The organism is Bacillus sp. SM2101, from assembly GCF_018588585.1.
Classification (GTDB): Bacteria; Bacillota; Bacilli; order Bacillales; family SM2101; genus Nanhaiella; species Nanhaiella sioensis.
In genome coordinates this window covers 20,220-29,809 of the sequence record NZ_JAEUFG010000041.1, presented here as the reverse complement: position 1 = coordinate 29,809, position 9,590 = coordinate 20,220, and the positions used below count along the sequence as shown (strand labels likewise).

At 38.4% G+C, this 9,590-nt stretch carries 10 protein-coding genes, 1 rRNA gene and 1 riboswitch; of the genes, 10 read left to right on the top strand and 1 reads right to left on the bottom strand.

The features are described 5' to 3' along the window. Positions 1-74: ribosomal RNA gene (gene rrf, locus JM172_RS25735) — 5S ribosomal RNA — on the top strand; the annotation flags it as partial. Between the two features lie 259 nt (positions 75-333). Here rrf and JM172_RS22485 read toward each other — a convergent pair. After that, on the bottom strand, positions 334-783 hold the full coding sequence (locus JM172_RS22485) for an Hsp20/alpha crystallin family protein (RefSeq protein ID WP_214484595.1): 450 nt from the start codon (positions 781-783) through the stop codon (positions 334-336). A gap of 94 nt (positions 784-877) precedes the next feature. Between JM172_RS22485 and JM172_RS22480 the strand changes: the two genes are divergently transcribed. The 9 genes from JM172_RS22480 to purF all read left to right on the top strand — a co-directional run bounded on the left by JM172_RS22480 (position 878) and on the right by purF (position 9,589). Beyond that, a complete protein-coding gene (locus JM172_RS22480; RefSeq protein ID WP_214484594.1) occupies positions 878-1,081 on the top strand; it encodes an NETI motif-containing protein in 204 nt (67 codons plus the stop codon). An 83-nt stretch (positions 1,082-1,164) separates the two neighbouring features. Then, a riboswitch (purine riboswitch) is annotated at positions 1,165-1,266 on the top strand. Between the two features lie 132 nt (positions 1,267-1,398). After that, complete coding sequence (purE, locus tag JM172_RS22475) at positions 1,399-1,887, top strand: 5-(carboxyamino)imidazole ribonucleotide mutase (protein ID WP_214484593.1); 489 nt, start codon at positions 1,399-1,401, stop codon at positions 1,885-1,887. Continuing rightward, the gene (gene purK, locus JM172_RS22470) at positions 1,883-3,019 is read left to right on the top strand and encodes a 5-(carboxyamino)imidazole ribonucleotide synthase (protein WP_214484597.1); all 1,137 of its coding nucleotides are present in this window, start codon (positions 1,883-1,885) and stop codon (positions 3,017-3,019) included. Before purE ends, purK begins: the two co-directional genes overlap by 5 nt. Beyond that, positions 3,016-4,308, top strand: coding sequence for an adenylosuccinate lyase (purB, locus tag JM172_RS22465; RefSeq protein WP_214484592.1), 1,293 nt, complete (start codon positions 3,016-3,018; stop codon positions 4,306-4,308). The genes purK and purB overlap by 4 nt, the downstream gene beginning before the upstream one ends. A gap of 25 nt (positions 4,309-4,333) precedes the next feature. Further along, on the top strand, positions 4,334-5,053 hold the full coding sequence (gene purC, locus JM172_RS22460; RefSeq protein ID WP_214484591.1) for a phosphoribosylaminoimidazolesuccinocarboxamide synthase: 720 nt from the start codon (positions 4,334-4,336) through the stop codon (positions 5,051-5,053). After that, positions 5,046-5,300 carry a phosphoribosylformylglycinamidine synthase subunit PurS gene (purS, locus tag JM172_RS22455; RefSeq protein WP_214484590.1) on the top strand — a complete coding sequence of 85 codons (255 nt, stop codon included), beginning with the start codon at positions 5,046-5,048 and terminating at the stop codon, positions 5,298-5,300. Before purC ends, purS begins: the two co-directional genes overlap by 8 nt. Next, positions 5,297-5,983, top strand: coding sequence for a phosphoribosylformylglycinamidine synthase subunit PurQ (gene purQ, locus JM172_RS22450; RefSeq protein ID WP_214484589.1), 687 nt, complete (start codon positions 5,297-5,299; stop codon positions 5,981-5,983). The genes purS and purQ overlap by 4 nt, the downstream gene beginning before the upstream one ends. Next, positions 5,967-8,186, top strand: a complete 2,220-nt coding sequence (gene purL / locus JM172_RS22445) for a phosphoribosylformylglycinamidine synthase subunit PurL (RefSeq protein ID WP_214484588.1) — start codon at positions 5,967-5,969, stop codon at positions 8,184-8,186. Before purQ ends, purL begins: the two co-directional genes overlap by 17 nt. Next, the gene (gene purF / locus JM172_RS22440; protein WP_214484587.1) at positions 8,171-9,589 is read left to right on the top strand and encodes an amidophosphoribosyltransferase; all 1,419 of its coding nucleotides are present in this window, start codon (positions 8,171-8,173) and stop codon (positions 9,587-9,589) included. The genes purL and purF overlap by 16 nt, the downstream gene beginning before the upstream one ends. Position 9,590: the final 1 nt, after the last annotated feature.

Genomic DNA, 9,590 nt, shown 5'->3' with positions numbered 1-9,590 from the left:
AACACGGAAGTTAAGCTCTTCAGCGCCGATGGTAGTTGGGGGTTTCCCCCTGTGAGAGTAGGACGTTGCCAGGCAATTAAAAAACACAGAGTACTTATACTCTGTGTTTTTTTATGTCTATGTAAACAGCCAAAAGATCTAATAGTCCTTTAGCCGTTTTTTTTTTTATCGCTACGCTTTTTTGTGCTTCCATGTTCTTTTATTAATCAGCCCAGGTTTTCCTAGCGCCTATCCCCTTGAGTCGTGTTACTATTTCACCCGAAGGAAAAAAACGCTTTCATGTGAAATAGCTCCAACGCTTGTCGAGGTTAAACAGTCGACTCCACTTTTCTTTTAATCCTCTATTTTATGGACTTTTATTTTTTTCTTTGCATCTTTTGAGATTAACTTGTGTAAATGAATAATTAGAAGTCCATTATGATAGCTTGCATCAATTGGATCATCTCTCACTGGAAACGGTAATTCAACATTTTTTTCTACATTTCCTTCTTGGATACCCTGTTCTTGTAGATCAAAGCCTTTAAATGTTAAGTTAATGCTGCCTTTTACTTCTAATGTTTGATTATTTTTATTTACATAGAGATCAACATCGCTTTCTTTATCAAGCCCAGGCATACTGACCACGACTAATAACTCATTATGAGATTGATAAATATTTACTGGTGCTTGAGATTGAAAGCCATTAAAAAGTGAATCAAACCCACTTAAAAAGTCCTTTCCGAAAAAATGCCCCCATTGATCTTTGAGGTTGTTAAGGTTTTTAAATTGATCAAAATCTAACATGTAAGACTGGCCTCCTTTACTGCTGTAATATTATATGTTATGGTTCGTTAAACGTGCCTAATAAATAGGAACTAGCATAGAAAGGAAATGTATGATGAATAGTAAAAAGCCGAAGAAAAAAAAGTTTGTTGTTGCTGAAAATGAGACAATAAGTGATTGTTTGGATCGTATGAAAAAGGAAGGATATTCACCGACTAGACGAACGGAAGAACCGGTCTTTAAGGAAGTCGAAAAAGGCGGGGAAGTATCAGTTGTCCCCAGTGGGAGTACAATTGTCTTCGAAGGAAAGTTAATTTAGAAAACACGAACAATATAAAATAAATAAACTTAAATCGTTCGATTTTTCTGTTGACAATCTTTATCGTCCATTGTTAAGATGTCACTAGAGAAAATTATTTGCCTCATATAATAATGGGAATAAGGCCCAAAAGTTTCTACCCAATAACCGTAAATTATTGGACTATGAGGAAAAGTATTAAGCTGTAAATTAACAGCTTGGCCTGTAAAGTCGACACAAGGTGTCTTAGCCCAGGTAGAGTGCTTTTCCTTATTAGGGAGCGTTCTATGCTGGGCTTTTATTATAGGATCAAAGTGAATAATAAGGAGAGGAAAACAATGAAGCCGCTCGTTGGAGTAATCATGGGAAGTACTTCTGATTGGGAAACGATGAAACATGCTTGTGACATACTTGAAGAATTATCAATTCCATTCGAAAAGAAAGTTGTTTCAGCACACCGAACTCCAGATCTAATGTTTGACTATGCAGAATCAGCTAGATTGCGAGGCATTAAGGTTATTATTGCAGGTGCTGGGGGTGCTGCTCACTTACCTGGAATGGTTGCTTCAAAAACTACACTACCAGTTATTGGAGTGCCAGTACAATCTAAAGCTCTTAACGGCTTGGATTCGTTGCTTTCAATCGTTCAAATGCCTGGGGGAGTACCAGTAGCAACTGTCGCAATTGGCAAAGCAGGTGCAACAAATGCTGGGCTGTTAGCAGGTGAAATATTAAGTACACATCTTCCTGAGGTCGCAGCCTCATTAGAACATAGACGTGAGACTATTCGAAATAATGTATTAGAAAGTAGTGATATGCTTGATTAAGGATTGCATATTACCAGGTGAGACGATCGGAATCATTGGTGGTGGACAACTTGGTAGGATGATGGCGATTGCTGCTAAGCAAATGGGATATAATATTGCTGTATTAGATCCTACGCCAAATTCACCTTGTGGTCAAGTCGCTGACATCGAAATCGTTGGTAATTTTGATGATATTGATGCTATTAAAAAGCTAGCACAACATAGTGATGTAGTGACGTATGAATTTGAAAATATAGATTATGATGCTTTAATATGGCTTGAACAGAATGTCCGTTTACCACAAGGTAGTCGTTTATTGGCGATAACACAAGACCGTTCGACAGAAAAAGCTACCATTGTGGATGCCGGAGTTGAGGTTGCTCCATATATATTAGTAGATTCTGAAGAGAAATTAATAGATGCATTAAAGCAAATGGAATTTCCTTGTGTGTTAAAGACATGTCGAGGTGGATACGATGGTAAAGGGCAAGCGGTGATTCGTAATGATGATGATATTAGCAAAGCATTACCACTCTTAGACCATGGTCCTTGTGTTTTAGAGGCTTGGATTTCCTTTGAGAAAGAAATATCAGTCATCGTTTCAAGAAGCCAGGCGGGGGAAGTAAAAGCATTCCCGGTTGCGGAAAATATTCATGTAGATAATATCTTACATCAATCGGTTGTACCTGCTAGAACTACTGATAAAATAGTTAATGAAGCGCATCAAATAGCAATAAATCTAGCAGAAAAATTGCAAATGGTCGGAACATTGGCAGTTGAAATGTTTGTTACAAAAGAAGGCAAAATATTTATTAATGAATTAGCGCCAAGGCCCCATAACTCAGGGCATTATACGATGGAAGCTTGTAAAACCTCACAATTTGAACAGCATATTAGGGCGATATGTAATTTGCCACTAGGAGAAACGGACCTTTTGACACCAGTTGTGATGATGAATATTCTAGGTGAGCATGTCGATGCTGTGATGGACAATATTACAAAATTCACAACGTGTAAGCTCCATCTATATGGGAAAAAAGAAGCGAAAGTAAAAAGAAAAATGGGTCATATTAACATTTTGGCGGATAATAATGAAGAAGCAATCAAGCAAGCAAATGAGCTAAATATTTGGCCGGAGGAGAATGATAAATGATTGAACGTTATACTCGCCCTGAAATGGGAGCAATTTGGACAGAGGAAAATCGCTTTAAAGCATGGTTAGAGGTCGAGATTTTAGCATGTGAAGCATGGGCAGAGCTAGGAGATATTCCAAAAGAGGATGTAAAGCTCATTCGACAAAATGCTTCGTTTGATATTAATCGGATTCATGAAATAGAGGAACAAACTAGACATGATGTTGTAGCCTTCACTCGTGCTGTTTCAGAAACATTAGGTGAAGAGCGTAAATGGGTGCATTATGGCTTAACATCTACTGATGTTGTTGACACAGCACTTTCTTATTTATTGAAACAAGCAAATGACCTTCTTCTAAGTGATATTGAAAACTTTGTTGCCATTTTAAAACAAAAAGCTCAGGAGCATAAATATACGGTTATGATGGGACGTACTCACGGTGTCCATGCTGAGCCAACAACATTTGGTTTAAAGCTTGCATTATGGTATGAGGAAATGAAACGTAATCTTGACCGTTTTAAAAGGGCTGCAGATGGTGTTAGAGTTGGAAAAATATCAGGAGCAGTAGGAACGTATGCTAATATCGATCCATTTGTAGAAAAGTATGTATGTGAAAAGTTAGGCTTAGAGGCAGCTCCTATTTCTACGCAAACATTGCAACGTGATCGCCATGCGGAATATATGGCAGCTCTTGCTTTAATCGCTACGTCAATCGAAAAATTTGCTGTGGAAATTCGTGGTCTTCAAAAAAGCGAAACACGCGAAGTGGAAGAATTCTTTGCCAAAGGGCAAAAGGGATCGTCAGCAATGCCGCATAAACGTAATCCTATTGGATCAGAGAATATGACTGGTATGGCAAGGGTCATTCGAGGCTATATGATGACAGCATATGAGAATGTCCCATTATGGCATGAGAGAGATATATCTCATTCTTCAGCAGAAAGAATTATTTTACCAGATGCGACAATAGCTCTAAATTATATGCTTAACCGTTTCGGTAACATTGTTAAAAACCTTACTGTTTTTCCAGAGAATATGAAGAAAAATATGGATCGTACACTAGGTTTAATCTATTCCCAACGAGTTTTATTAGCACTTATTGATACAGGAATGACCCGAGAAGAAGCGTATGATATTGTTCAACCAAAAGCTATGGAAGCTTGGGAAACACAAGTACCTTTCCGTCAGCTGATTGAGTCAACTGATATGATTACTTCACGCTTAACTAATGAGCAAATCAATGAATGCTTTGATTATAACTACCATATAAAAAATGTAGATGCAATCTTTAATCGTTTAAATCTTTAAGGCTTAATAAAGGAGGGCGAATGCAATGGAAAAATTAGCAATGCTATATGAGGGAAAAGCAAAAAAGATATATCGTACAAATGATCCAAACGTTGTGTGGGTAGAGTACAAAGATAGTGCAACCGCTTATAACGGTGAAAAAAAAGCACAGATATTTGGTAAAGGGCGACTAAATAATGAAATTACAAGCTTGCTATTTGAAAAGTTGCATCGCTCAAATATTGAAAATCATTTTATTAAAAAGGTGTCAGAAACTGAACAGCTTGTAAAAAAAGTTACAATTATTCCTCTTGAAGTTGTTGTGCGTAATTTAGTTGCTGGGAGCCTTGCTAAACGACTAGGAATTGAAGAAGGTACACCTATAAATCAACCTGTTGTTGAATTTTATTACAAAGATGATGATTTAGGTGACCCACTTATTACTGAAGACCATATTGCAATATTGCAAGTTGCAACAGATGAGCAAGTTTTACACTTGAAAAAAGTAGCATTAGAAATTAATAGAATATTAGCAGAACATTTTCATGGATGTGGTGTTCGTTTAGTAGATTTTAAACTTGAATTTGGAATCACTGAAGAAGGTGCGATCATTTTAGCAGATGAAGTTTCTCCAGATACGTGCCGTTTATGGGATATGGAAACGAATGAAAGATTTGATAAAGATGTCTTTCGTAGAGATTTAGGTCAGCTTACAGATGCTTATGAAGAAATACTAAAACGCTTAGGGGGCTCACAATATGTTTAAAGTGAAAGTGTTTGTTACGTTACGAGAGAGTGTATTGGATCCACAAGGAAGTGCGGTGAAAAACTCACTTCATAGCTTGTCATATAAAGAAGTTGAAGATGTCCGTATTGGTAAATATATGGAGTTGCAAATCGACAAAACTGATCGAGATATTGATGAAATCGTTCAAGAAATGTGTGAGAAGTTATTAGCAAATACTGTTATAGAAGACTACCGCTATGAAGTTGAGGAGGTCATCTCACAGTGAAATTTGCCGTAATTGTATTTCCAGGATCTAACTGTGATGTAGATATGTATCATGCGATCAAAGATAGTCTAGGTGCAGAGGTAGAATATGTATGGCATGATGCTGTTGATATAGCTCATTTTGATGGAATCCTACTTCCAGGTGGATTCTCTTATGGAGATTATCTCCGTAGTGGAGCAATTGCTCGCTTCTCAAAGGTTATGACAGAAATTAAAAAAGCAGCAGATATGGGGAAACCTATTTTAGGAGTTTGTAATGGCTTTCAAATTTTATTAGAGGCAAATCTACTACCTGGAGCAATGAGACATAATAACAGTTTGAAATTTATTTGCCGACCTGTGGAACTTACTGTTGAAAATAGCGAAACGATGTTTACATCTAGCTATGAGCAAGGTGAAGTAATTACCATTCCTATAGCTCACGGAGAGGGAAACTATTATTGTGATGAAGAAACATTGCACAGACTGAAAGAAAACAAGCAAATTGTATTTAAATATAACTCTGAAAACCCTAATGGTAGTTTAGAAGATATAGCGGGCATTATGAATGAGAAGGGGAATGTACTTGGTATGATGCCACACCCTGAGCGAGCTGTTGAAGATTTATTAGGCAGTGCTGATGGCTTAAAGCTGTTTCAATCGATAGTGAAAAATTGGAGGGAAACTCATGTCGTTACTTCTTGAACCAAGTCCACAACAGATAAAAGATGAAAAAATATACAGAGAAATGGGATTAAGTGATGAAGAGTTTGTTACAATAGAAGGCATTTTAAACCGTCTTCCTAACTATACTGAAACGGGTTTATTTTCCGTTATGTGGTCAGAGCATTGTAGTTATAAGAATTCTAAGCCAGTGCTTAGCAAATTTCCAACAAGCGGTGAAAAAGTGTTACAAGGTCCTGGTGAAGGTGCAGGTATTGTTGATATCGGTGACAATCAAGCTGTCGTTTTTAAAATCGAAAGTCATAATCACCCATCCGCTATTGAGCCGTACCAAGGGGCTGCAACAGGTGTAGGTGGAATTATACGAGATGTTTTTTCAATGGGAGCTCGTCCAATTGCTTTATTAAACTCTCTACGTTTTGGTGAATTAGTTACCCCACGTATGAAATATTTATTTGAAGAAGTAGTTGCAGGAATCGCTGGTTACGGAAACTGTGTAGGCATACCAACAGTAGGTGGAGAAATCCAATTTGAACCATCTTATGACGGGAACCCGCTTGTTAACGCGATGTGTGTCGGCTTAATTGATCATGAGGATATTCAAAAAGGGCAAGCAAAAGGGATTGGAAATACGGTCATGTATGTTGGTGCCAAAACAGGGCGCGATGGGATCCACGGAGCGACATTTGCGTCAGAGGAGTTATCAGAACAATCGGAAGAAAAGCGTCCTGCCGTGCAAGTGGGTGATCCTTTCATGGAGAAGTTATTGCTAGAAGCATGCCTTGAACTTGTAAAATGTGATGCATTAGTAGGTATTCAGGATATGGGAGCTGCAGGTTTAACAAGCTCTTCAGCAGAGATGGCAAGTAAAGCTGGTTCAGGAATTGAAATGAATTTAGATTTAGTTCCTCAACGCGAAACAGGTATGACTGGTTATGAGATGATGCTTTCAGAGTCACAGGAACGGATGTTAATTGTTGTTGAAAAAGGTAGAGAGCAAGAGATACAGCAAATTGTAGAAAAATATGGGCTTGATGCTGTAGCAGTTGGAAAAGTAACCGATGATAAAATGCTCCGTCTTTATCACAAAGGTGATGTTATCGCTGATGTGCCAGTTGATGCTTTGGCTGAAGATGCGCCAGTTTATCATAAGCCTTCTACAGAACCTTCGTATTATCAACAATTTCAGGAGATGGCTGTAGAAGTTCCTAAAGTAAATGACTATAAAGAAACGTTATTGCAGTTACTGTCACAGCCGACAATTGCAAGTAAAGAATGGGTATATGACCAATATGATTATATGGTACGTACGAATACAGCCGTATCCCCAGGGTCAGATGCAGCGGTCGTACGAGTTCGTGGAACAAACAAAGCGTTAGCAATGACAACGGATTGTAATTCTCGCTACCTATATCTAGACCCAGAGGTTGGCGGTAAAATCGCGGTGAGTGAAGCTGCAAGAAACATCGTCTGTTCTGGTGCGGAGCCACTTGCAATTACTGACTGCTTAAATTTCGGAAATCCAGAGAAGCCAGAGATTTTCTGGCAGATTGAAAAAGCAGTAGATGGTATGAGTGTAGCTTGTGAAACTTTAAAGACACCAGTCATTGGTGGAAATGTATCTTTATATAATGAGACAAACGGAACGGCGATTTATCCGACTCCAGTTGTAGGAATGGTGGGCTTAATCAAAGATTTAGACCACATAACGACACAGCAATTTAAAGCTGAAGGTGATCTAGTTTATGTAATTGGTGATTCGAAAGAGGAATTTGGTGGAAGTGAATTACAAAAATTAATTGAAGGTCGTATTTTTGGTAAGGCACCTGAACTGAATTTAGACGTTGAACAAACTCGTCAAAAACAGTTGCTAACTGCTATTCAAAGTGGAGTAATACAATCAGCACATGACATTGCTGAAGGCGGATTTGCTGTTGCTATTGCTGAATGCTTATTTGGTACTGAAGGTTTAGGGTGTAACGTTAAGATAAGTGGAAGTGCTGTCACTTCATTATTTAGTGAAACACAATCTCGATTTATTGTGACAGTGAAAAAAGAAAACCAACAAGCGTTTGAACAGCTTGTTCAAGCCACTTTAATTGGTGAAGTAAGCGCAGAACCAATGTTAAAGATCGATAACGAGCAAGGTGAAGATTTGATCCATATTTCGGTAGAAGAAGCTGAAAATGCTTGGAAAGGAGCTATTCCATGCTTGCTGAAATAAAAGGCTTGAATGAAGAGTGTGGGTTATTCGGTATTTGGGGTCACAAGGATGCGTCACAAATTACGTATTACGGCTTACACAGTCTTCAACACCGAGGACAAGAAGGAGCTGGGATCGTAGTAAGTGATGGAAAAAAATTAAAAGGTGTCAGAGGTGAAGGCCTTGTAGCAGAAGTTTTCAGCGGTGGGAAATTAACTGAAATTCAAGGCTCTGCTGCAATAGGTCATGTTCGTTATGCCACAGCAGGTGGAAGTGGAATTGAAAATGTACAGCCCCTCCTATTCCATTCGCAAAAAGGGAGCTTGGCTATGGCTCATAACGGTAACCTTGTTAATGCAATGGCTCTTAAGCATCAATTAGAGAGCCAAGGTAGTATTTTTCAAACAACTTCAGATACTGAAGTATTAGCTCATCTTATTAAGAGAAGTGGCTTTTCTACCTTTAAGGAACGAGTGAAAAATGCCTTATCCATGTTAAAGGGTGCTTATGCCTTTTTAATTATGGATGAAACTCAAATGATGGTTGCGCTTGATCCGAATGGCTTACGACCGTTATCAATTGGGAGATTAGGAGATGCTTACGTTGTGGCTTCAGAAACATGTGCATTTGATGTAGTTGGAGCTACCTATGAACGTGATGTAGAGCCTGGGGAGCTAATCATTATTGATGAAACAGGCATTCATTCTGAAAGGTTTACAGTGACAATGAATCGTGCAATTTGTAGTATGGAATATATTTATTTTTCAAGGCCTGATAGTAATATAGATGGAATTAATATTCATACTGCGAGAAAAAGCCTTGGGAAAAAGCTAGCATATGAAGCACCTATTGATGCAGATGTAGTTACAGGGGTTCCGGATTCAAGTATTTCGGCTGCAATTGGCTACGCCGAAGCGTCTGGTATACCTTATGAGTTAGGTTTAATTAAAAATCGCTATGTTGGAAGAACGTTTATTCAGCCATCGCAAGCTTTACGCGAACAAGGTGTCAAAATGAAACTCTCTCCTGTACGGGGTGTAGTGGAGGGCAAAAGAGTTGTAATGGTTGATGATTCCATCGTTCGTGGAACAACGAGCCGCCGTATCGTGACAATGTTAAGGGATGCGGGTGCAAAAGAGGTTCACGTTAGAATCAGTTCACCTCCAATTAAAAATCCTTGCTTTTATGGTATTGATACATCAACACATGAGGAGTTAATTGCATCCTCACATTCAGTTGAGGAAATACGGAAGATTATAGGGGCAGATTCAATTTCATTTTTAAGTGAAGAAGGGCTTGTATCAGCGATTGGAAGACCGTATGAAGGCGAATATAGAGGTCAGTGTATGGCATGTTTTACTGGGAAATATCCAACAGAAATTTACCCAGATACGGTTCTCCCTCACGAAAAAGTACTAACTTAAC

Bases quoted from the DNA above. Each gene is read 5' to 3' on its own strand.
- JM172_RS22485 (WP_214484595.1), bottom strand. From the start codon at position 783: ATGTTAGATTTTGATCAATTTAAAAACCTTAACAACCTCAAAGATCAA.
- JM172_RS22480 (WP_214484594.1), top strand. From the start codon at position 878: ATGAATAGTAAAAAGCCGAAGAAAAAAAAGTTTGTTGTTGCTGAAAAT.
- purE (WP_214484593.1), top strand. From the start codon at position 1,399: ATGAAGCCGCTCGTTGGAGTAATCATGGGAAGTACTTCTGATTGGGAA.
- purB (WP_214484592.1), top strand. From the start codon at position 3,016: ATGATTGAACGTTATACTCGCCCTGAAATGGGAGCAATTTGGACAGAG.
- purC (WP_214484591.1), top strand. From the start codon at position 4,334: ATGGAAAAATTAGCAATGCTATATGAGGGAAAAGCAAAAAAGATATAT.
- purS (WP_214484590.1), top strand. From the start codon at position 5,046: ATGTTTAAAGTGAAAGTGTTTGTTACGTTACGAGAGAGTGTATTGGAT.
- purL (WP_214484588.1), top strand. From the start codon at position 5,967: ATGTCGTTACTTCTTGAACCAAGTCCACAACAGATAAAAGATGAAAAA.
- purF (WP_214484587.1), top strand. From the start codon at position 8,171: ATGCTTGCTGAAATAAAAGGCTTGAATGAAGAGTGTGGGTTATTCGGT.